This is a genomic window from Thioalkalivibrio sp. ALE19, from assembly GCF_000428605.1.
In the GTDB taxonomy this organism is placed as follows: Bacteria; Pseudomonadota; Gammaproteobacteria; order Ectothiorhodospirales; family Ectothiorhodospiraceae; genus Thioalkalivibrio.
Genome location: NZ_AUAG01000008.1, coordinates 38,156 through 59,367, shown reverse-complemented (window position 1 = coordinate 59,367; position 21,212 = coordinate 38,156). Strand labels below are relative to the sequence as shown.

Below are 21,212 nucleotides of genomic sequence, written 5' to 3'. Positions count from 1 at the left end.
CGCCGGTCCGCCTTCACGTTGCAGGATCACGCGGCTCGGGCGGGCCGAACACCGCATTGCTGAGTCGCACATACCATGCGGCGGCCTGCACCTGGATGACGAAACCGAGGGCGATCACCAGCGCCGCGGCCGCGCCCTCGGTGCCGAACGCATTCATGGCCACCGCAAGGGCGATCGACAGGTTGCGCATCACCGTCCCGTACACCAGGGCGATGGCGTCGCCGCGCGCGAACAGCAACCGGCCAACCAGGGTCGAGAGTGCGAAGGTGGCCAGATACAGAAGGATCAACGGTACCAGGATCCACAGCAGCATCTCGGGTGCGGCGAGAAGGGCCTCGGCATTCAGCGCCATGGCGATGAACACGATCCCGAGAACGCCAAGCGTCGAGAGGAGCGGAAAACGCGGGGCCCACTGCTCGCGGAATCCGCCGGGGCCGACCCGCCGGATCAGCAGGAGGCGAGTGAGCTGGCCGAGCGCCAGGGGCAACAGCACGATCACGCCGATCTGCCACAGGATTCTCAGCAGATCGACCTCCAGCGTCGCCCCCATCAGGACGTCCACGTAGAAGGGGGTCGCGAGCGCTCCCAGCAGCAGGCCGACCACGGTCATGCGGATCGCGGCCGGGACATTCCCGCCGGCCATGCCGGTCCACGAGATGGTCATCCCGCTGGTGGGGACCAGCCCGGCCAGTAACAGTCCCAGCGCCAGCCAGGGCTGCTCGGGAAAGAACCAGAGTCCGAGACCGAAGGCGAGAAACGGGATGATCAGGAAGTTGATGGCCTGGGTGACACCCTGCAACCGGAGATCGCTCAGGTGCGTCAGCTCCTGCAGCCGCAGATTCACCATCATCGGGTAGACCATCAGGAAGGTGAAGGGCAGCACCAGGAACTGCAGCGGGCCCGCGTCAACCTGCACACCGAAGACAAACCCCAGCACCAGCATCACCGGGATGGCAATGACCAGGCGTTGCTGCAGGAAGGCAAGGACTTTCCACATGGGTAACCTCCGGGAGTGTTCAGGAAGGCCCGGTCAGTCCCGGGCCGTGTGACGGCTCGCCGAGCGCTGCAGCCAGAACGTTGCGGCGGCAGTGAGCAGCACGAAGGGCAGGACGAAGAGATTGAGCCCGACCCAGTCGAGCTGGTGGAGCAGCAGCCCCGCCAGCAGGGATCCGGCCGCGACCAAGCCGAAGACCGTGAGATCATTGACTCCCTGCACCTTCCCGCGCTCGGCCGGGGTATGCGTAGTGGTCAGCAGATTGCTGCCACCAATAAACAGGAAATTCCAGCCCACTCCCAGCAACACAAGCGCTGTCCAGAAATGGGTCAGGGTCTCGCCCGCGACCGCGGTGAGCGCCGAGACCACCAGCAGCGCCGCTCCTGTCTGCAGGATACGTAGCACCCCGAAGCGCGCGATCAGCCCCCCGGTGAAAAACGAGGGCGCGAACATCCCGAGCACGTGCCACTGCATGACGAAGGCGGCCTGATCCATGCCGAATCCCGCTTCGCGCATGGCCAGCGGGGTCGCGGTCATGACCAGGATCATCACCGCATACCCCACCGCGGCCGCCAGCAGGGCCACCACAAACGCCGGCTGCGACACGATCCGCGGCAGGGGCCGCTGTTCGCCACCGGTGGCCTCGCCAACCGAGGGCACCTTCAGGTACCCGACCAGAAATGCCGCCACCAGCGCCAGCCCGGTCAGCACCGCGTAGGGCCCCGCCTCCGGCACGCCCGGCAGCAGCATTCCCTGGCTCAGGTGAGCATTCCAGGGACCGACGAACGCCGCCACCACGCCACCCGCCATCACCAGCGAAATGGCCCGGGGACGAAACGCCTCGCTGGCAACATCGGCTGCGGCGAAGCGGTAATACATTGCGAACGCCTGGTAGACCCCCAGCAGCAGATTGCCGAAGGTGAACAGCCAGAAGGATTCGACCGCGACCCCCGCGGTCGCCACCGCCGCACCGGCGGCGCCACCGACCAGGGTGCCGACCAGAAAACCGAGCCGGCGCCCGACGCGTTTCATGAACAGCGAGGCCGGCAGCGTGGTGACCACCGTCCCGACCATCATTGCCGCCACCGGCAGGGTCGCCAGCCCGGCTGTCGGTGCCAGTCCCGCGCCCACCACGCCACTCAGGGTCATCACCGTAACCGCGGCGATCAGGAACAGGGCCTGGCTCACCGCCAGGATCAGGACGTTGCTGCGTTCGTGTGCGGCATGCGCGGTACTCATTGCTTCCTCCAGATTTGCCGAACCCGGGCCCGGCGGATGACAACGAATTCGATATTTTCCGTTATTCAACCGAATCCTTGAACAAATGTCGAGGGTTGCATGCCGGCTCGACGGACCTGGAAAGACAATCTTCTTGACAACTGGAAACAGTACGGCTAGCTTTTTATTCAACTAATCAATTGAATATAAGTCCGAGGTAATGATGCTGCCGGCAACGCTCGTTCTCCGCGACCATCCCGACAATCCTGACAGCCCGTCCGCCAGCGCATTGAGGCTGGGCGGGGCCCTGCTGGCATCGAACCGCGAACTGCGGGTTTTCCTGCTGGATCGCGGCGTCGGACTGGCACGAGGTACGGGTGACTCGTTCGAGCTGCTCAACGAACTGATGGAAGCGGGAGCCGAGGTCCGGGCCTGCGGGTTTTCCCTGGATCGCCATCAGATCCCGGAATCCGATCTGCCCGGGGGAATCACCCGCAGTTCGATGAAGGCGCTGGCGCAATGGTGTGAAGACGCTCAGGTCTTCCTGTTCTGAGTGGCCGCAATAGCGTGAAAACCCGCCCGGTTCCGCACGGAGACCGGGCAGCAACAAGAGGAACGACATCATGATCGAGTGGTTCATGGAACAGGAGCCGGTCATCCGTATCGGCTTTCTGCTGGGAATGGTGGCCCTGATGGGCGTCTGGGAAGTCCTCGCGCCCCGCCGCGCGCTGACGGTGGGCAAGGCGTATCGCTGGGTCAACAACTGGGGCGTGGTGGTCACAGGCACCCTGCTCACCCGGGTAATTTTTCCGGCCGGCGCCGTAGGGCTGGCCTTCTTTGTGGAGAGTCAGGGCTGGGGACTGCTGCAGGTACTCGACATCCCCTTCTGGCTGGCGGTACTGATTGCGGTGGTGGTGCTCGATTTTGCGGTCTGGGCCCAGCACGTGATGTTCCACGCGATCCCGGCCCTGTGGCGCCTGCACCGCATGCACCATGCGGATCTGGATTTCGACCTGACCACTGGCCTGCGTTTCCATCCGATCGAGATCATCCTCTCGTTCGGGATCAAGGCGATGGTGATCGTGGCAATCGGAGCGCCGGCGCTCGCCGTGTTGTTCTTCGAGATCATCCTCAGCTCGCTGGCGCTGTTCAATCACTCCAACGTTCGCATCCCGACGGCGATCGATCGCTTCCTGCGGCTGTTCATCGTCACCCCGGATTTCCACCGGGTGCACCATTCCTGGTATCCGCACGAGACCAACTCCAACTTCGGCTTCAACCTGTCGTTGTGGGACCGGGCGTTCGGCACCTATCACGCCCAGCCGCAGGACGGGCATGAGGGCATGACCATCGGGATCAACCAGTTCCGCGAACCGACCTGGGAACGCCTGGACAAGATGCTGATCCAGCCGTTCGTTGGTCCCGCCGACAGCTACCCGCTGAACCGTCGCCCGGAAACTCCCGAGGAGGGCGAGGAGATGGTCCGTCGCGCCACCGCTGCGGAGCGTGCCCCCAACCCTCGCGAGGAGCAGTGATGCGAACCGGAACCTGGCTGCGCGTAATCGGGGGACTGGCCCTGGTGACGGCCATCGCCATCGCCATCCAGTTCCGCGAGCACCTGGACCCGGCCGCACTGGAGGCATGGATCGGCGGCTTCGGAGTGACCGCCCCGCTGGTGTTCATCGGGGTCTATGCCCTGGCCTCGATCCTGTTCCTGCCCGGAATGGTGATGACGCTGGCCGGCGGGGCGCTGTTCGGCCCGGTCTGGGGAACCCTGATCAACCTGGTCGGGGCCACCCTCGGGGCCACGCTGGCCTTTCTGATCGCCCGCTATCTGGGCGCCGACTGGGTCACCCGCCGGCTCGGCGGACGCATGAAGCAGGTGGTGTCCGGGGTGGAGGCCGAAGGCTGGCGCTTTGTCGCCTTCGTCCGCCTGGTGCCCCTGTTCCCCTACAACGTCCTGAACTACGCCCTGGGGCTGACCCGGATACGCCTGCTCGCCTATGCACTGGCGACCTTCATCTGCATGGCCCCGGGTGCGCTGGCCTACACCTACGTGGGCTATGCCGGGCGCCAGGCCATCGCGGGCGGCGAGGCCGCGATCCAGACCGGCCTGATCGCCCTCGGCCTGCTGGCTCTGGTGGCCTTCCTGCCACGGCTGGTCAAGCGTCTGCGCGGCCCCTCGGAATGGCTGACGGTCGCCGAACTCGCCGAGCGCCTGCGCGCCGACCACCCACCCCTGGTGGTGGACGTGCGCTCGCCGGAGGAATTCACCGGCGAACTGGGCCATATCGAGGGCGCGGTCAACATCCCCCTGGACCAGCTCGAGGACCGGCTCGGCCAATTGCCCGACGACCGGCCACTGGCCCTGGTCTGCCGCACCGACAAGCGCTCGAAGAATGCCGCACGCCTGCTGCGTGCGAATGGCTTCGGCGATGTCGCCGTGGTGCGCAAGGGCATGACCGCATGGGTTGAGGCCGAAGCCCCGGCCGAGGCGGGAGCGGCCACCGCGCCGCGACAGAACCACCGCACCACCTGAACTCCGGAGGATACCGACATGACATCCAGCAACCGCAACCCGATCTCCATTCTCGCCGTGGTCACCCTGCTGCTGGCGCTGGCCGCAGTGGCGACACTGATCACCGCAGCCGTCGGCACCCGCGCGGACTGGTGGCACTTCACCACCGGCCTGGACGTGGCCACCTGGGCCATCTACCTCGCGATCGCCGCAACCCTCGCGGGCCTCGGCGGGTTCTACACTGCCCGTCCCGCCGGCTGTCGCAGCGGCATCAGCCTCGTGATCGCCGGTCTGGTTCTGTCCGTCCCCCTGGTAGGGGCCGGCGCCCACTTCGAATATGCAGCCGGCGCCTACCCCCCGATCAACGACGTCACCACCGATCCGGACGACCCGCCCACGTTCTGGGAAGTCCCCGATCCGCAGACCTACCCGGGTGGCGAGACGGCCGAGCTGCAGCGCGAGGGGTACCCTGATCTGGGGCCGCTGTTGCTCGACCACGCCCCGGACACGGTGTTTGAACGCGCCGAGGTGCTGGCGGAAGAACGCGGCTGGGAGATCGTCTCGGCCATGAACGGCGAACTGGAGGCCATCGACACCACCTTCCTGTTCGGCTTCGAGGACTACGTGATGGTCCGTGTCCTGCCCGAAGGCGACGGGGCGCGCGTGGACATGCGTTCCTACTCGCGCCTGGGCCAGATCGACCGGGGCGTCAATGCCACGCGCATCCGATCCTTCCTGGACGACCTCGAACGCGCACTCTGAGCGCGCGCGTGGCGGGGCCTGATGCCTCGCCACGGCCTCCGGTCGTAGAATACCGACATGCATGCCACCCACTCGCGCGAACCAGCCGCCGCCGCGCCCGCGCTCAGCATCATCATCCCCGCCCTGAACGAGGCGGCCACCCTGCCGGCACTGCTCGCCGACCTGCAGGAATGGCCCGATTCCGAGCGCCTGGTGGTGGACGGCGGGTCACGCGACACCACTTCCGAGCATGCACGAGAGGGTGGCGTCACGATCCTGGATTCCGCCCCCGGCCGCGCCGTGCAGATGAACCTCGGGGCCCGCGCCGCGCGGGGAGAATGGCTGCTGTTCCTGCACGCGGATTCCCGCCTGCCGGATACGAGGGCAGCCCTTGATGCGATCCGCACGCTGCAGCAACAGGGCGGCACCTGGGGGTGTTTCCGGATCGCCCTGTCCGGGCGACACCCGGCGTTCCGCGTCATCGAGCGCATGATGAACCTGCGGGTCTGCAGCACCGGCATGGTCACCGGCGACCATGGACTCCTGGTCCGGGCCGATACCTTCCATGCCCTTGGCGGCTTTCCCGAAATCCCGTTGATGGAGGACCTGGCCCTCGCCCGGAAACTGCGTGCCGGAGTCGGTCGCCCGCACTGCCTTCCGGCACGTCTGGTCACCTCGTCACGGCGCTGGGAGGAAGGCGGGATCCTGCGCACCGTGTGGCTGATGTGGCGCCTGCGGCTGGCCTGGTGGGGCGGTGCCGACCCGACCACCCTGGCTGCGCGCTACCGCATTCACCGCGATGTCTGACTCCTGCCGTGTCGCAATCTTCGCGCGCACACCGGAACCCGGCCGGGTCAAGACCCGTCTGATCCCGGCCCTGGGCGCACGCGGGGCCTGCCAGCTGCACCAGCGCATGCTGACCCGGATCGCGGAGCAGGCTCGCACGGCATTTCCCGACGCAACCGTGGAGCTCTGGGCCACCCCGGACCCCGGGCACCCGTTCCTGCTGGAACTCGCCCGGCGCCTGGACCTCAAGCTGCGCCGCCAGGCGCCGCGCCACGGCCGGACCGATCACCTGGGCGAGCGCATGGCGGCAGCCCTGGCATCGGGCCCGTATCCGGCGATGGTGATCGGCAGCGATGCCCCGCAGCTCGATGCCGATCAACTGGCCCGGCTGGCCCGGGACCTGAAACGGCCCGACTGCGACACTACCCTCGTACCGGCGCTGGACGGAGGCTATGTCGCCCTGGCCACATCCGGTCCGGTGGCCCTGTTCGAGGGAATCGCATGGGGTACGGACGCGGTGCTGAAACAGACACTGGAGCGCGGCCGTCAGCAAGGAATTCGCATCCGGCTCGCACCGGCTCAGCCGGACATCGACCGGCCGGAGGACCTGCACCATTGCCCTGCCGATCTGTTACGGACCTCCGACTGAGCACACATGTGCAGGCATCGGCGCTCAGAGGAAACCCGCGAATGTCCGCTGCAGGGCACGGATGTCGGCGAGATCATTCTGGAGGACCCGGTACACCTGCCTGCGATCCAGCTGCATGTAGGCGTGGACCAGGATGTTTCGGAAACCGATCATCCGCAACCATTTTTCTTCCAGCGCACTGTCAATGTACCCGTGTTCGCGGAACAGACGGGGGATGTCCCGCCCCTGGTTCACCGAGCCCAGACCATTGTCCGCGATCACGTGGCTGCCCATGTCCAGCAGCGCCTCCAGCGCAAGCTGGAGGAAGCGCTCGGCGCTACCGTAATGCTCCGGTTCAGCGAGGAACTCCTCCTCGTCGTACCGTGCAATCCGCTCCAGGACGGCGAGGTTTTCCGAGATGGCCTCGAGTCGCCTGCGGATAACCTCAGGCCTGACCATCGAGCAGCCTTTCCTTCAGGGCCTCGCGCTGGACACGGAGGTAGGGTTCGAAATCGAAGTATTCACGCAACGCAAGCGAGTAGTAACTGCCCCGATCGAAGTCGGGCCCGGCATGCAACAGGCAGTTCGGCCGTACGGCCTCGAAACGCAATGCCGGATCCGCGCCATCGAGCAGCACCAGATCCACCGCATCCAGCCCTTCCCGCGCCAGATCCGTCAGGATGTCCAGGCGGCGCGGCTCGATCGCCCCGGCGGGGCCGACCAGCGCAAGATCGATGTCACTGCCCTCCCGCGCCCGACCCTCCGCACGAGAGCCGAACAGAAAGACCGCTTCCACTTCACGGTAGCGCGCGAATACCCTTTTCACCCGCTCGGCGATCGTCTCGATTGTCAGGGCAGCCGTCATTGATCGTGCTCCAAACCGGAGTATCCATCAATGTAGCACGGCGCGATCCGGGTCCGGGGCCGTACGCCGGCGGGTACGCGCGAGGGTGCATTCATGGCGCGGCCTCGCGGCCAGTGGCCGCCGGGGCGTTCACGTTCTCCCCGTCCGGGAGCTGCCAGACAGCTCGGGCCAGGATGCAGAAATAAAGACAAGGATGGTGGGCCGTGAAGGAATCGAACCTTCAACCAATGGATTAAGAGTCCACTGCTCTACCAATTGAGCTAACGGCCCCCGGTACGGACGAGTACAAACGAGGGATGGGGTGACCGATGGGACTCGAACCCACGACAACCGGAGTCACAATCCGGGACTCTACCAACTGAGCTACGGTCACCACCGTATTGTTTCACTGCTTCGGCCATTGCCGATCCGGGCTCTGGCGCGCCCGGCAGGACTCGAACCTGCAACCGCCGGCTTAGAAGGCCGGTGCTCTATCCGGTTGAGCTACGAGCGCGTTTGCCGCCGGGCATCCGGGTTGTTCCAGCCGGTTGCGTCCGCCATGGTCGGGGTAGAGGGATTTGAACCCCCGACATCCTGCTCCCAAAGCAGGCGCGCTACCAGACTGCGCTATACCCCGTCGAGCCGTTCCCGCAATGGGTCCTGCACAGCGAGTGCGAAATCGTAGCGCCGGGAGGCCCCCGGGTCAAGCCATGGCCCGCGTCGCAGCCCCCGGGGATCGTGTCCGACCTTCCTTGAGGCCCCGGCTGTGCCATGGGATCATCGCGTTCAGCCCTCCTGCCGGACGAGACCGAATGACAGCCCAGACCATCGACGGACGCGCCATCGCGCAGACCCACCGCGCCCGCATCGCCACCGAGATCGAATCCATGACCTCGCGCGATCTGCGCCCGCCGGGTCTCGCTGTGGTCCTGGTGGGGGCCGATCCGGCTTCGCAGGTGTACGTGCGCAACAAGCGCAAGGCCTGTGAACAGGTCGGCGTGGTCTCGCACTCCTACGACCTGCCGTCGGGCACGCCGCAGACCGATCTGCTGGCGCTGATCGACCAGCTCAACGCCGACCGCACCATCGACGGGATCCTGGTCCAGCTGCCGCTGCCGGAGCACATCGACCCGGAGACCATCATCGAGCGCATCTCCCCGGCCAAGGACGTGGACGGCTTCCACCCCTACAACGTCGGGCGGCTGGTGGCGCGCATCCCGCGCCTGCGGCCCTGCACGCCCTGGGGCGTCATCCAGCTGCTGCGGCATATCGAGGAGCCGTTCAAGGGGCGCACGGCCTGCATCATCGGCGCCTCCAACATAGTTGGCCGGCCAATGGCGCTGGAACTGCTGCTGGCCGGCGCCACGCCGACCATCTGTCACCGGTTCACCCCGGATACCGCGGCCATCGCCCGCCAGTCCGACATCCTGGTGGCGGCGGTTGGCAAGCCCGGGCTGGTCAAGGCCGACTGGGTCAAACCGGGGGCCACGGTCATCGACATCGGCATCAACCGGCGCGATGACGGCACGCTGTGCGGCGACGTGGAATTCGACGGCGCGGCGGAGCGCGCGGACTGGATCACCCCGGTCCCCGGCGGCGTGGGCCCGATGACGGTCGCCATGCTGCTGGACAACACCCTGCGGGCGCGCGCGTTCGGCACCCACGAGGCGGCCTGAACGGCCACCCCGCCGACCCGGCGGATCAGTCGGCGGCCGCGGCCGCCACGTCGCGCGCGGCCTGCAGCCGGACCCGGGTGCGCTCCGGGCCCAGATATTCGCGGATGCGCGGCAGCTCCGGCCCGAAGGTCTGCCCGGACAGCGCCGCGCGCAGCGGCATGAACAGGCCGCGCCCCTTGCGACCCGTGGCCGCCCCTGCCGCCTTCGCCACCTCGGGGAAGTCCGTACTGGTATCCAGCGCCTCCAGGGCGGCCTCGAACAGGGCCGGCCCGGCGCCCGCGATCTCGTCGCGGGCCGCGTCGCTCAGCGGCGCCGGATCCTCCGCAAAGGCCGCTACCCAGCACCGCGCATCTTCCACCGATGCGATGTTGTCGCGCGCCAGCGCGATCCAGGCCGCACGCGTCGCTTCCGGCAGCGGGTCCAGCACGCCCAGCCCCGCGAGATGCGCCTGCAGATCCGTGTCCGACAGCGCGCGCAGGGCCTCGGCCTGCCAGTGTTCCAGCTGGCGCGGGTCGTGGCGCGCGGCGGAATGGCCGATGCGCCCCGGGTCAAACCCCTGCGCCAGCCCCTCCAGCGACAGCAGCCCCTCCTCCTCGTAGCGATGACCCAGCCGCGCGAGGTGGTTGAGGATCGCCAGCGGCAGCACCCCGGCTTCGCGCAGCTCGCGGATGCTGGCCGAACCGTTGCGCTTGGACAGCGGGGCCCCGTCATCGCCGTTGACCAGCGGCAGGTGGTGATACCCGGGCGCCGGCAGTTCCAGCGCCTCCAGCAACAGCAACTGGCGCGGGGTATTGGCGATGTGATCCTCGCCGCGCACCACGTCGGTCACCCCCATCAGGGCATCGTCCACCGCGTTGGAGAAGAAGAACGCCGGCGTGCCGTCCGAACGCCGGATCACGAAGTCGCCGATCTCGTCGGTGCGAAACTTCACCGCGCCGCGCACTCCGTCCTCGAAGCGCACCGTACGCCCCAGCGGCACGCGGAAACGCAGGGTCGGGCGCTGCCCCTCGGCCTCGCGGCGTCGCGCCTCCTCCGGGTCCAGTCCGGCACAGGTGCCGGGGTAACGCGGCGGCTTGCCCTGGGCACGCATGCGCTTGCGCCCGCGCTCGAGTTCTTCCGGCGTGCAGAAACAGGGATACGCCAGACCGGCCTCGATCAGCCGGTCGTAGTAGGCCTGGTAGAGCCCCGTACGCTGTGACTGGGCATAGGGGCCGGCGTCGCCGGCGGCCGCGCCGTACCCCTCGTCCCAGTCCAGCCCCAGCCACTGCAGATCCTGCTGCAGCGCCTCGACGAACTCCGCACGCGAGCGTTCCGCATCGGTGTCCTCGATACGCAGCAGGAAATGCCCGCCGCGCGCCCGCGCCAGCAGGGCGCTGAACAGCGCGGTACGCAGATTGCCAAGGTGCAGAAGCCCGGTGGGACTGGGCGCGAAACGGGTGCGGGTCACGGTTGTCGTCATGGCGCGCATGGTAGCCGAGCGACCCCGGTGCGACCAGCACCACCCGTCTCGAGGGGCGCTCGCGCCAGGCCATTCGTGCCCCGGTCATCGCGAGTCGCTAACCCCTCGCCCTCGTCATCAGCGAGGAACCGCAGCTCTCCCCCCGTCATTGCGAGGAGCCGAAGGCGACGCGGCAATCGGCCGGGGCTGGCTTGCGCGCAGGATCAGGTGGCTGCGGATGGAGATCGCCACGTCGCTGCGCGACTCGCGATGACGAGGGCGAGGGCTTTGCGACTCGCGATGACGAGGGGGGAGAGCTTCGGGACTCGCGATGACGGGAGGCGGGCAGCGGGACGCGGGACGCGGGCCGACTGGAACCGGCGGGGGTCCCCGGTTACCATGCCGGCTCCTGATTCCGGAGTGTCGTCATGCCCCGTCCTGTTCCGCTGGCCGGCATCGCCGCGGCCCTCCTGATCCTCGTCCTCAGCTTTCCGGGAGCCCTCATGGCCGAATCCAGCCCCAAGGTCGCGCTTGAAACCACGCACGGCCGCATCGTCCTGCAACTCGACGCCGAAGCCGCGCCGGAGACCGTCGCCAACTTCCTGCAATACGTCGACGACGGCTTTTACGACGGCACGCTGTTCCATCGCGTGATCCCCGGCTTCATGGTCCAGGGCGGTGGCATGGACAAGGACATGCGCCAGAAGCCCACGCGCGACCCGATCCGCAACGAGGCGGACAACGGCCTGAAGAACAAGGTCGGCGCGGTCTCCATGGCCCGCACCCAGGACCCGCATTCGGCCACCGCGCAGTTCTTCATCAATGTCAACGACAACGACTTCCTCAACCACACCGCTCCCAACCCGCAGGGCTGGGGTTACACGGCGTTCGGGGAAGTGATCGAAGGCATGGACGTCGTGCGCACCATCGAGGGCGTGCCCACCGGCCGTTCCGGCATGCATCAGGACGTACCGCAGGAACCCGTGGTCCTGGAAAGCGCCCGCCGCGCCGACTGATCCCGTGAGCGAGACCTCGCCCGCCCTGGTCATCTCCGACCTGCACCTGGAGCGCGAACCCGGCCCGACGCTGAGCGCCGCGCTGACGTTCCTTGACGGCCCGGCGCGGGCCGCCTCGGCCCTGTACATCCTGGGCGACCTGTTCGAGTACTGGGTCGGCGACGACGCCTCGCATCCGGCGGCAGAGCAACTGGCGGCGGCGCTCTCCGCGCTGGAGGCGCCGGTCATGTTCATCCATGGCAACCGCGACTTCCTCGTGGGCCCGGACTACGCCGCCCGCGCCGGCATGACACTCGCCCCCGAGCCGCTGCACGCCACGCTGCCCTGCGGCCCGGCCCTCCTGATGCACGGCGACTCCCTGTGCACCGACGACAGCGAACACATGGCCTTTCGCCAGATGGTGCGCAGCGAGGCCTGGCAACGGGATTTCCTCGGCCAGCCACTGGAACAGCGCATCGCGCGGGCCGAAACCATGCGCGAGGCCAGCCGTCACAACGGGCAGATGAAGGCCGCCGCGATCACCGACGTGAATGGCGAAGCCGTGGCCGCGACCTTTCGCGACGGCGACGTGCCGCTGCTGATCCACGGACACACCCACCGCCCCGCGATCCACGACCTGGAGATCGCCGGCCAGCCGCGTCAGCGCTGCGTGCTGCCGGCCTGGGACGAGCACCCCGGCTTCCTGGAGCTCGGCCCGGAAGGCCCGGTCCTGCGCCAGCTGGACGAAACGCCCTACCCCGCACACCTGCTCCACGCCTGAGACTGTCGCGGGGTTACCCCGGGGCTGCTTCAGCGCCGACCCTGCTCCTCCAGCGCCCCCATCTCCGACTCGGTGAACCCCGCCGCCAGGCGGGCCTCGTGCGCGAACGGCGGGCGGACCCGCCCCGGCATGTGTTCGGCCAGCAGCTCGAGGAACAGCGGTTCGGGATCGAGCCCGCGTGCATCAGCCAGTGCGCGGAACCAGCGCGTGCCGATCGCCACGTGGGCGACCTCCTCGCGCTGGATGATCTCCAGCAGCGCCACGGTCGCGTGATCGCCCGCCGCCGTCAGGCGCTCGATCATGCCGGGCGTCACATCCAGCCCGCGCGCCTCCAGCACGCGCGGAACCAGCGCCATGCGCACCATCACGTCGTGGTCGGTCGCCAGCGCCGCCTCCCACAGGCCGTTATGGGCCGGCAGGTCGCCGTAGTCCGCACCCAGCTCGTGCAGGCGCGCCCGCAGCAGCCGGAAGTGCCGCGCCTCCTCCGCCGCGACCTGCAGCCAGTCGCTGACGAACGGCGCCGGCATGTCGCGAAAGCGATACACGGCATCCAGGGCCAGATTGATCGCGTTGAACTCGATATGCGCGACCGCGTGCACCAGCGCCACCCGCCCGGCCGTGGTGTGCAGCCCGCGCCGAGGAAGATCCTTCGGGTGCACCAGCACCGGCCGTTCCGGACGCCCGGGCACCTCCAACCGTTCCGGCCCGGAACTGGCGAGCGCCTTCAGCTCATCGGCCCACCAGGCGTCCATCAGCGCCAGCACGCGCTCGCACTTGGCCTCGGGATCGCTCTCGCGCAGCGCCGTTTCGGCCACACGGTAGAGATCGGGACCCCCGGGATTGTTGATCGGCTGACTCATGGCGGCCAAGGATACTCGTTCAGCGCTCGTCGGTCGGCATGCTGCGGCGCAGCAGGATGGAGTTGCCGATGACCGAGAGCGAGCTGGCGGTCATCGCGATCACCCCGATCATCGGGTGCAGCAGACCGACCGCGGCGATCGGGATCGCCGCGGAGTTGTAGCCCCACGCCCAGAACAGGTTCTGGACGATCTTGCGGAACGTCATACGCGAGAGCTGTACGGCCTCGACCACCCTGGTCAGCTCGCCGCGCACCAGGGTCACGTCGGCGGCCTCGATGGCCACGTCCGCCCCGGCCCCGATGGCGATGCCGACATTGGCCTGCTGCAGGGCCGGGGCATCGTTGATGCCGTCGCCCACCATCGCCACGTGGTCGCCGTACTCGGCCTGCAGTTCGCGGATCGCCTCGACCTTGCCCTCCGGCAGTACGCCGGCGCGGACCTCGTCGATCCCCACCTGCGCGGCCACCGCGTTGGCGGTACGCTCATTGTCGCCGGTGACCATCACGCAGCGGATGCCGAGGCTGTGCAACTTTTCGACGGCGGCCCGCGACTCCTCCTTGAGGGTGTCGGCGACCGCGACGATGCCGGCCGGTTGATCGCCGATGGCCACCAGCATCGCGGTCTTGCCGGCATCCTCGAGCCGCCGCAGCGATTCCAGCAGGCCGGACGGATCCACACCCTGCTCCTCCAGCAGCCGCTGGCTGCCGACCAGGATGCGTTCGTCACCCAGCCGCGCCTCCACTCCACGTGCGGTGTGCGATTGAAACCGGTCGACCTCGGCGACCGTCAGCCCCCGGTCGCGCGCGCCCTGCACGATGGCCTCGGCCAGCGGGTGCGCGGAGCCGGCCTCCACGGCCGCGGCCGCTTGCAGCACACGAGCGTCATCGAAGCCCTCGGCGGCGACCACGTCGGTCAGTGCCGGCTGCCCGCGGGTGAGGGTCCCGGTCTTGTCGAGCACGATCACGCGGATGTCCTTCAGCGTCTGGATCGCGGAGCCCGAGCGGACCAGCACCCCGCGCTCGGCCCCCATGCCGGAGCCGACCATCAGGGCGGTGGGTGTGGCCAGCCCCAGCGCGCAGGGGCAGGCGATGACCAGCACGGCGATGGCCGCGAGGATGGCCAGCACGATGGGCGGGCGCTCGGCGTCGACCCAGGGCAGGAAGCCCTCGCCCCAGATCAGGATCGGCTGCAGCGCCCCGGAGAACGCCAGCCAGGCCGCGAACGCCGCCAGCGCGATCACCAGCACCGCCGGCACGAAGCGCGCGGTGATGCGGTCCGCCAGCTCCTGCACCGGCACCCGCGAGCCCTGGGCCTCGTTCACCAGGCGGATCACCTGCGACAGGAAGGTGTCGGCCCCCACGCGGGTCGCGCGCACCTTCAGCCGGCCCTGCTGGTTCAGGGTCGCGCCGAGCACGGTATCGCCCTCGCCCTTGTCCACCGGCACCGACTCGCCGGTGGCGATGGATTCGTCCACCGTGCTCTCACCGGCGACCACCTCGCCATCGGTGGGGATCTTCTCGCCGGGGCGCACGATCATCACCTCGCCCACCTGCAGCGATTTCACCGGCACCTCGACCTCCTCGCCGTCGCGCTCGACCCGGGCCGTCTTCGCGCCCAGATCCAGCAGCTTGCGGATCGCGGAGGAGGCCTCGCCCTTGGCGCGGTACTCCAGGTACCGCCCGAGCATGTGGAAGGCCATGATGGTCGCGGCCATCTCGATGAACGAGGTCATCGGGTAGACGAAGCCGATCAGCCCCAGCAGGTAGGGCGGCAGCGAGCCCATGGAGATCAGCACGTCCATGTTCAGACTGCCGCTTTTCAGCGCGCGCCAGGACGAACGGTGGGTGGCCGCACCCCCGGCCATGAACACCACCGGGAAGGCCAGCACGGCGATGATCAGCAGATAGCCGGGGATCGGCTGCCAGAACATGTGGACCATCATCAGGACCATGATCGCGATGGTCGGGATCATCGCGATCCACAGCCGGCGCCAGGCCTGCTTCAGGTAGGCGGCGTCAATCTCGGCGTCGTCCGCCTCGCTGCCGGCCTCCTCGGTCTCCACCGCCGCCACGTCATAACCGGCGCCCTCGACCGCGGCGCGCAGGGCCTCGGCGTCGGGGCCTCCGGGACCGGTTTCCACGGTCACACGGTGGTCACCGATGTTGGTGCGCACCGCCTGGATGCCGTCCAGCTTCTCGATCGCACCGCGCACGATCCCCGCGCAGTGATCCGACCCCATGCCGGGCACCACCAGACGCACCGTACCCGTGGCGCCCGTTTCACCCTCGACCCGGGCGACGTCGTAGCCGGCCCCCTCCACGGCAGCCCGCAACCCCTGCGGGTCCACCTGCTCGGGGTCATATCCCACGGTCACCCGGTGGCGGGCGATATTGGTCCCCACCGAGGCCACGCCCGGGGTCTTCTCCAGCGCCGCGCGGACAATCCCCGCGCAGTGGTCCGACCCCATACCGGGGACGATCACCACTGCCTCACGCCACTGCGGGGACTCGTGCACCATCGGGTCGCTCCTGAGCGGTCACTGCACCACGTTTATCAAACCGGATGCCCCGGCCGCGCTCCTCCCCGTGTTGTAGTCCCCCGGCGGGCGAGTTGCCAACCGACTGACCACCCGCCATACCGGCTACCCCACGGCGACAACGAGCAGCCAGAGCCAGAATCGAGCTCGCCGCCATACCCCGGGGCGAGATGAATGGGGTCAGAGGGCGTCGAGCCCGCGGGCCAGGTCGCGCTGGATGTCGGCGACCGACTCCAGCCCCACCGCGACCCGCACCAGGGCCTCGGTGATGCCCTGGGCCTCGCGCTTGTCCGGGTCCACGCGACCGTGAGTAGTGGTGGCCGGATGGGTGATGGTGGTCTTGGCATCGCCCAGGTTCGCGGTGATCGACAGGAACCTCGTGGCGTCGATCACCGACCAGGCGGCCTCGCGCCCGCCGGCGACCTCGAAGCTCAGCACGCCGCCGAAGCCGCTTTGCTGGCGCTTCGCGATCGCATGCTGCGGGTGGGATTCGAGCCCCGGGTAATGCACCGCCGTGACCTTCGGGTGGGCCTGCAGCCACTGCGCCAGGGCCAGGGCATTGTCGCTGTGGGCACGCATGCGCAGGGCCAGGGTCTCCAGCCCCTTCAGGAACACCCAGGCGTTGAACGGCGACAGCGTCGGCCCGGCCGTGCGCAGGAAGCCGTAGACGTCCTTGCCGACGCGCTCGGCGTCGCCCACCACCGCGCCGCCCAGGCAGCGGCCCTGGCCGTCGAGGAACTTGGTCGCCGAGTGAATGATGAGGTCGGCCCCCAGATCCAGTGGACGCTGCAGGATCGGCGTACAGAAGCAGTTGTCCACCGCCAGCAGCGCGTCATGACGATGCGCGATCGCCGCCAGCGCGGCGATGTCCACCACCTCGCCGAGCGGGTTGGAGGGCGTCTCGCAGAAGTACAGCCGGGTGTTGGACTGGGTAGCGGCCTCCCAGGCCTCGAGGTTCGACAGCTCGACGTAGGTCACCTCCACGCCGAAGCGGGCGAGGTAGTTGTTGAACAGCACCGTGGTGGTGCCGAACACCGAGCGCGAGCAGACCACGTGATCGCCGGCCTTCAGCAGTCCCATCATGGTCGCCAGGATCGCGGACATGCCGGAGGCGGTGGCCACACAGGCCTCGCCTCCCTCCAGCGCCGCGAGCCGCTCCTGGAAGGTCCTCACCGTGGGGTTGGTGAAGCGCGAATAGATGTTGCCGGGGACCTCGCCCGAGAACCGGGCGGCGGCCTCCGCCGCGCTGTCGAACACGAAGCTGGAGGTCGGGAAGATCGCCTCGGAGTGTTCCTGCTCCGGGGTCCGACGGTAGCCATGGCGGATGGCGACGGTATCGGGGTCGTAGTCGGCGGGATCGAATTCTTCGTGCATCGGGGCTTCCTGGCTCGCGTGAACGGGCCAGTTTACGGATGCCCGCCGGCACTCGCTACGCTGGCCGCAGACGCCCGGCCACCCGCGTGAGCAGCTCGTAGCCGATCGTGCCGGCAGCACGCGCCACGCGCTCCACCGGCAGGCCCTCGCCCCACAGTGTCGCGAGATCGCCCACCCCGGCCGCGGGCACGCCGGAGAGATCCACCGCGAGCATGTCCATCGAGACCCGCCCGACCAGCGGGCAGAGCTGACCGCGTACCCGCACCGGCGTGCCGGTGGGGGCGTGGCGCGGGTAACCGTCCGCATAGCCCATGGCCACGATGCCAATGCGCTCGCCGCCATGCGCGGTCCAGGTGGCGCCGTAGCCCACCCCGTCACCGGGCGCCGGATGCTGGATCCCGATGATCGGGGCCTGCACGGTCATCACCGGGCGCAGGTCGGCATCCGGACCCTCAGGCGGCGCTTCCGTCGGAACCGAGGCCGGGTGACAGCCGTAGAGCATGATGCCCGGGCGGGCGCGGAAGACCTCGTCCGCCTCATGACCGGCCCCGCGCGCCCAGCCGGCGAACAGCGACGCCGAGTTGGCCACCGAACGCGCCCCGTCGCGCCCCGCGACGGCCGTGGCGAAGGCGGACAGTTGCGCGGCGTTGTGGTCATCCGCCGGCTCGTCGGCACAGGCCATGTGGGTCATCCAGTGCAGGCCGCGCCCGCCGTGACCGGCCGCCCGCAGGGCACGTTCCACGGCATCGGCTTGGGCCGGGGCGAATCCCAGTCGATTCATCCCGGTGTTGAGCTTGATCCAGACCTCGGGCAGGACCACGCTGGCGGCGTCCAGCGCATCCAGCTGCGCCGGAGCATGCACCGCCGGCTGCAGCGCGAGCTCCGCACAACGGCGAAAGCCGGCGGCGTCCCGCCCGCCCTGCAGCACCAGCAGCGGGCCATCGAATCCGCTCCGCCGCAGGACCTCGGCCTCCTCCACCGCGGACACGGCCAGCCCGTCGGCCACTTCGCCCAGTGACTGCGCCGCCCACTCGAGACCATGGCCATAGCCCTCCGCCTTGATCACGGGCCACATCGCGGTCTCCGGGGCGAGCCCGCGGGCCACCTCCAGGTTGTGGCGCAGGGCTCCGGAATCGAGCTGGATGCTGGCCGCCCGTTGCATGTCGTGACTAGCCCTCCGGGCCCACCTCGCCGTACACGTCCGGGGCGTAGTTCTCGAAGCGGGTGAACTGGCCACGGAAGGTCAGCCGCACGGTGCCGATCGGCCCGTTACGCTGCTTGCCGATGATGATCTCGGCGGTGCCCTTGTCCGGCGATTCTTCGTTATAGACCTCGTCGCGATAAACGAACGCGATGATGTCTGCATCCTGTTCAATCGCTCCCGAGTTGTGGCTAACGATGCCGTCCGCCAGCCAGCAGGCATTTCCGGGGACGGTCAGGTCGAAGACCTCTTCCTCCCCCTCCTCCTCGACGGACACCACCCGATCCCAGAACAGATCGTCGGAGGCCAGTTCGTCCAGCCAGGGATCGTCAAGGATCTCGGCATAACTCGACAGGGTCTGGCGCGACGGAGCAAAGCCGAAATGGGCGTTGCCACCGTACGCAGTGCCCCGGGAGGCCGCCATGTGGCGATGGCTGACCCCCTGTTGCCACATCCGTTGGCGAACATGGTCGAAGACTTCCTGCGGCAGCGTGTCCGTGTTGGTTCCGCCGCCGGAACGCTCCAGGGAGCTGAGCATCCGGCGGGCGATCCCTTCCTGCTCGCCCACGGCGCCGATCTCGCGCAGGAACGTCTGCTGTTGCTCGCCCCCCGAGATGTCTACCGTAAACCATCCCTCACTGTTCGCGGCCACCACATGGCGTATCCGGGCCACGATACCGAATCGCAGCAGCAGTGCCGCAACATCCTGTGCCAGACGTTCGCTGGCGGTGGAAAAATAGATGCGATGGCGTCCGCTGCTGGCGGTCGTGATGCTGCCGTCGGTCGCCCACAGATGGCGCAGGAACAGCGCCAGCGGTTCCCGGGGTTGCCGGTAGATCCCTTCGGGAACGTGTTTCTCGCGGGAACGCTGGCCGAAGACGCCGAGCCCCTTCAGCCATGCGCCCACCCCTGCCGGGTGCCAGCGATTGCCGTTGCCGCGAATCACCAGTTGGTGCCACTTTCCGCGACCCGGGTATCGCATGACCTCCGAGCCCATGGCGCGCGCCGCGGCAGCCACGGTTTCACTGTTGTGTTCGCTCGCGGTGGTGTAACGCAGGGGCTGCCCCTTGACGTAACTGCCATCGCCCAGGAGGTGGGCCAGAAGAATCAGCTCATGTTCCGGCCAGGCCCCGGCGTCTACCGGCTCGGGGATCCGCCGTGCCATCGCCAGACGGTCGCCCGGGGCCAGTTCCCGAACCTGCTTCCAGTCGTACAGCGCCCGCAGACGATGGTCCGGGGTGCAGCGGATACTGCGACCACTGGCCAGACGCACCCGCACGACGGGGCGGGTCCCGACCGACCAGACCAGGTCGGTATGGGCCGGTTCCATCCGGCTGCCGGAACCCACCGAGACCACCGCCGGCGTCGCACCCACCAGGTCCCGAATCGGAACATGGCGGCCATCCGCAAGTACGACCCGGGTATCTCCGGTCACGCATTCGCGCAGGTCCGACATCACCGGGCGCTTGTTCGGGCGCTGTTCCAGCGAACGGTTGAGCTGTGACAGCGCGATCACCGGGACCTCCAGCTCCTTGGCCAGGGCCTTGAGCGAGCGCGAGATCTCGGAGATCTCGTGGGCGCGGTTATCCCCGGAGCCCGGGTACTGCATCAGCTGGAGGTAGTCGACCACGATGAGCTTGAGGCCCTTGTGCTCGCGCATCAGGCGCCGCGCACGGGCGCGCAGCTCGGTGGGCGTCAGCGCCGGGGTGTCGTCGACGAACAGCGGCGCCCCGGAGAGCATCTGCACGGCGCTGGTCAGGCGCGGCCAGTCGCCGTCGTCCAGGCGCCCGGAACGCAGCTTCTGCTGGTTGATCCGGCCCATGGAGGACAGCAGGCGCATCGCGATCTGCTCGCCCGGCATCTCCATGGAGAAGATCGCCACCGGTTCCTGATTCTTCATCGCCACATATTCGGCGATGTTCATCGCGAAACTGGTCTTGCCCATCGACGGGCGTCCCGCAACGATCACCAGATCGGAAGGATTGAGCCCCGAGGTGAGCTCGTCCAGGTCCTGATAACCGGTCGCGATGCCGGTGATCGGGCTGGTGCTCTCGTAGAGGAACTCGATCTGCTCGACCGCGGACGCCAGCAGGGGCTTCATCCCGCGAAAGCCCTGGGCCCCGCGCGCGCCCAGCTCGGCAATGCGGAACACCTTCTGTTCCGCCTCGTCCAGCAGCTGCTTGGAATCGCGCCCCTCGGGCACGAATGCCGAATCGGCGATCTCGGTGCCAACCGTGATCAGCGAGCGCAGAATGGAGCGTTCGCGGACGATGTCCGCATAGGCCACGATGTTCGCGGCCGAAGGGGTGTCACTGGCGAGCTGGCCAAGATAGGCCATGCCGCCGGCGGCTTCCAGTTCGGCGGTGCGTTCCAGCTGTTCGGAAACCGTCACCACGTCGAACGGAGCATTGCGCTCCGCCAGCTGCCCGATCGCCCGGTACAGCACGCGGTGGTCATGGCGATAAAAGTCGTCCGCGGTAATGCGGTCAGCGACCCGGTCCCAGGCCCCGTTGTCGAGCATCAGACCGCCGAGGACGGACTGTTCCGCCTCCTCGGAATGCGGCGGGACGCGCGGCATGTCGGTCATCGCCATGCCGTGCCCCCGCCGCCATCATGCGGGCC

Annotated in this window: 19 protein-coding genes and 4 tRNA genes; 9 read left to right on the top strand and 14 right to left on the bottom strand. The window is 68.3% G+C overall.

What is annotated here, in order from left to right:
• Nucleotides 1-13: 13 nt before the first annotated feature.
• Nucleotides 14-997: an arsenic resistance protein gene (locus tag F787_RS0104270; RefSeq protein WP_028491405.1), complete on the bottom strand. Its 984-nt coding sequence runs from the start codon at nucleotides 995-997 to the stop codon at nucleotides 14-16.
• Between the two features lie 33 nt (nucleotides 998-1,030).
• A complete protein-coding gene (locus F787_RS0104265) occupies nucleotides 1,031-2,233 on the bottom strand; it encodes an MFS transporter (RefSeq protein ID WP_028491404.1) in 1,203 nt (400 codons plus the stop codon).
• Nucleotides 2,234-2,435: 202 nt separating this feature from the next.
• Between F787_RS0104265 and F787_RS0104260 the strand changes: the two genes are divergently transcribed.
• The 6 genes from F787_RS0104260 (at nucleotide 2,436) to F787_RS0104235 (ending at nucleotide 6,906) form a co-directional block, all read left to right on the top strand.
• A complete protein-coding gene (locus F787_RS0104260; protein ID WP_028491403.1) occupies nucleotides 2,436-2,765 on the top strand; it encodes a DsrE family protein in 330 nt (109 codons plus the stop codon).
• Between the two features lie 70 nt (nucleotides 2,766-2,835).
• Nucleotides 2,836-3,747 (top strand): sterol desaturase family protein, encoded by a 912-nt coding sequence (locus F787_RS15425; protein WP_051246001.1) that lies wholly within the window; start codon nucleotides 2,836-2,838, stop codon nucleotides 3,745-3,747.
• Entirely contained in the window at nucleotides 3,747-4,751 is a 1,005-nt protein-coding gene (locus F787_RS15420) for a VTT domain-containing protein (RefSeq protein ID WP_051245999.1), read from the top strand. The genes F787_RS15425 and F787_RS15420 overlap by 1 nt, the downstream gene beginning before the upstream one ends.
• 18 nt (nucleotides 4,752-4,769) lie before the next feature.
• Nucleotides 4,770-5,492 (top strand): DUF1499 domain-containing protein, encoded by a 723-nt coding sequence (locus F787_RS0104245; protein WP_042805647.1) that lies wholly within the window; start codon nucleotides 4,770-4,772, stop codon nucleotides 5,490-5,492.
• 57 nt (nucleotides 5,493-5,549) lie between these two features.
• Nucleotides 5,550-6,278, top strand: coding sequence for a TIGR04283 family arsenosugar biosynthesis glycosyltransferase (locus tag F787_RS0104240; RefSeq protein WP_028491401.1), 729 nt, complete (start codon nucleotides 5,550-5,552; stop codon nucleotides 6,276-6,278).
• A complete protein-coding gene (locus F787_RS0104235) occupies nucleotides 6,271-6,906 on the top strand; it encodes a TIGR04282 family arsenosugar biosynthesis glycosyltransferase (RefSeq protein WP_028491400.1) in 636 nt (211 codons plus the stop codon). Before F787_RS0104240 ends, F787_RS0104235 begins: the two co-directional genes overlap by 8 nt.
• Before the next feature lie 24 nt (nucleotides 6,907-6,930).
• Here the strand turns inward: F787_RS0104235 and F787_RS0104230 are convergent, their stop codons facing one another.
• The 6 genes from F787_RS0104230 to F787_RS0104205 form a co-directional block, all read right to left on the bottom strand.
• Nucleotides 6,931-7,344, bottom strand: coding sequence for a DUF86 domain-containing protein (locus F787_RS0104230; protein WP_028491399.1), 414 nt, complete (start codon nucleotides 7,342-7,344; stop codon nucleotides 6,931-6,933).
• Nucleotides 7,331-7,750, bottom strand: a complete 420-nt coding sequence (locus F787_RS0104225) for a nucleotidyltransferase domain-containing protein (protein WP_018870330.1) — start codon at nucleotides 7,748-7,750, stop codon at nucleotides 7,331-7,333. Before F787_RS0104225 ends, F787_RS0104230 begins: the two co-directional genes overlap by 14 nt.
• Nucleotides 7,751-7,944: 194 nt before the next feature.
• Nucleotides 7,945-8,020: transfer RNA gene (locus tag F787_RS0104220), tRNA-Lys, on the bottom strand.
• A 27-nt stretch (nucleotides 8,021-8,047) separates the two neighbouring features.
• Nucleotides 8,048-8,123: transfer RNA gene (locus F787_RS0104215), tRNA-His, on the bottom strand.
• Nucleotides 8,124-8,166: 43 nt separating this feature from the next.
• Nucleotides 8,167-8,243, bottom strand: a tRNA-Arg gene (locus F787_RS0104210).
• A 46-nt stretch (nucleotides 8,244-8,289) separates the two neighbouring features.
• Nucleotides 8,290-8,366, bottom strand: a tRNA-Pro gene (locus tag F787_RS0104205).
• A 175-nt stretch (nucleotides 8,367-8,541) separates the two neighbouring features.
• Here F787_RS0104205 and folD point away from each other — a divergent pair.
• A complete protein-coding gene (gene folD / locus F787_RS0104200) occupies nucleotides 8,542-9,405 on the top strand; it encodes a bifunctional methylenetetrahydrofolate dehydrogenase/methenyltetrahydrofolate cyclohydrolase FolD (protein WP_018946862.1) in 864 nt (287 codons plus the stop codon).
• 25 nt (nucleotides 9,406-9,430) lie between these two features.
• On the opposite strand, the gene gltX is transcribed toward folD, so the two are convergent.
• Nucleotides 9,431-10,873, bottom strand: coding sequence for a glutamate--tRNA ligase (gltX, locus tag F787_RS0104195; RefSeq protein WP_028491398.1), 1,443 nt, complete (start codon nucleotides 10,871-10,873; stop codon nucleotides 9,431-9,433).
• 473 nt (nucleotides 10,874-11,346) lie between these two features.
• Here gltX and F787_RS0104190 point away from each other — a divergent pair, with 473 nt between their 5' ends.
• The gene (locus F787_RS0104190) at nucleotides 11,347-11,859 is read left to right on the top strand and encodes a peptidylprolyl isomerase (RefSeq protein ID WP_026300818.1); all 513 of its coding nucleotides are present in this window, start codon (nucleotides 11,347-11,349) and stop codon (nucleotides 11,857-11,859) included.
• Between the two features lie 4 nt (nucleotides 11,860-11,863).
• Nucleotides 11,864-12,619, top strand: coding sequence for a UDP-2,3-diacylglucosamine diphosphatase (locus F787_RS0104185; RefSeq protein ID WP_028491397.1), 756 nt, complete (start codon nucleotides 11,864-11,866; stop codon nucleotides 12,617-12,619).
• 29 nt (nucleotides 12,620-12,648) lie between these two features.
• Here the strand turns inward: F787_RS0104185 and F787_RS0104180 are convergent, their stop codons facing one another.
• From F787_RS0104180 to F787_RS0104160, 5 genes are all read right to left on the bottom strand, one after another.
• The gene (locus tag F787_RS0104180) at nucleotides 12,649-13,479 is read right to left on the bottom strand and encodes a ferritin-like domain-containing protein (RefSeq protein WP_028491396.1); all 831 of its coding nucleotides are present in this window, start codon (nucleotides 13,477-13,479) and stop codon (nucleotides 12,649-12,651) included.
• A gap of 19 nt (nucleotides 13,480-13,498) precedes the next feature.
• Nucleotides 13,499-15,997: a heavy metal translocating P-type ATPase gene (locus F787_RS0104175; RefSeq protein WP_028491395.1), complete on the bottom strand. Its 2,499-nt coding sequence runs from the start codon at nucleotides 15,995-15,997 to the stop codon at nucleotides 13,499-13,501.
• Nucleotides 15,998-16,195: 198 nt separating this feature from the next.
• Nucleotides 16,196-17,389: an O-succinylhomoserine sulfhydrylase gene (locus F787_RS0104170; protein ID WP_018870337.1), complete on the bottom strand. Its 1,194-nt coding sequence runs from the start codon at nucleotides 17,387-17,389 to the stop codon at nucleotides 16,196-16,198.
• Nucleotides 17,390-17,444: 55 nt separating this feature from the next.
• The gene (alr, locus tag F787_RS0104165) at nucleotides 17,445-18,551 is read right to left on the bottom strand and encodes an alanine racemase (protein WP_028491394.1); all 1,107 of its coding nucleotides are present in this window, start codon (nucleotides 18,549-18,551) and stop codon (nucleotides 17,445-17,447) included.
• Nucleotides 18,552-18,558: 7 nt separating this feature from the next.
• A complete protein-coding gene (locus tag F787_RS0104160) occupies nucleotides 18,559-21,168 on the bottom strand; it encodes a replicative DNA helicase (RefSeq protein ID WP_231373393.1) in 2,610 nt (869 codons plus the stop codon).
• Between the last annotated feature and the right edge of the window lie 44 nt (nucleotides 21,169-21,212).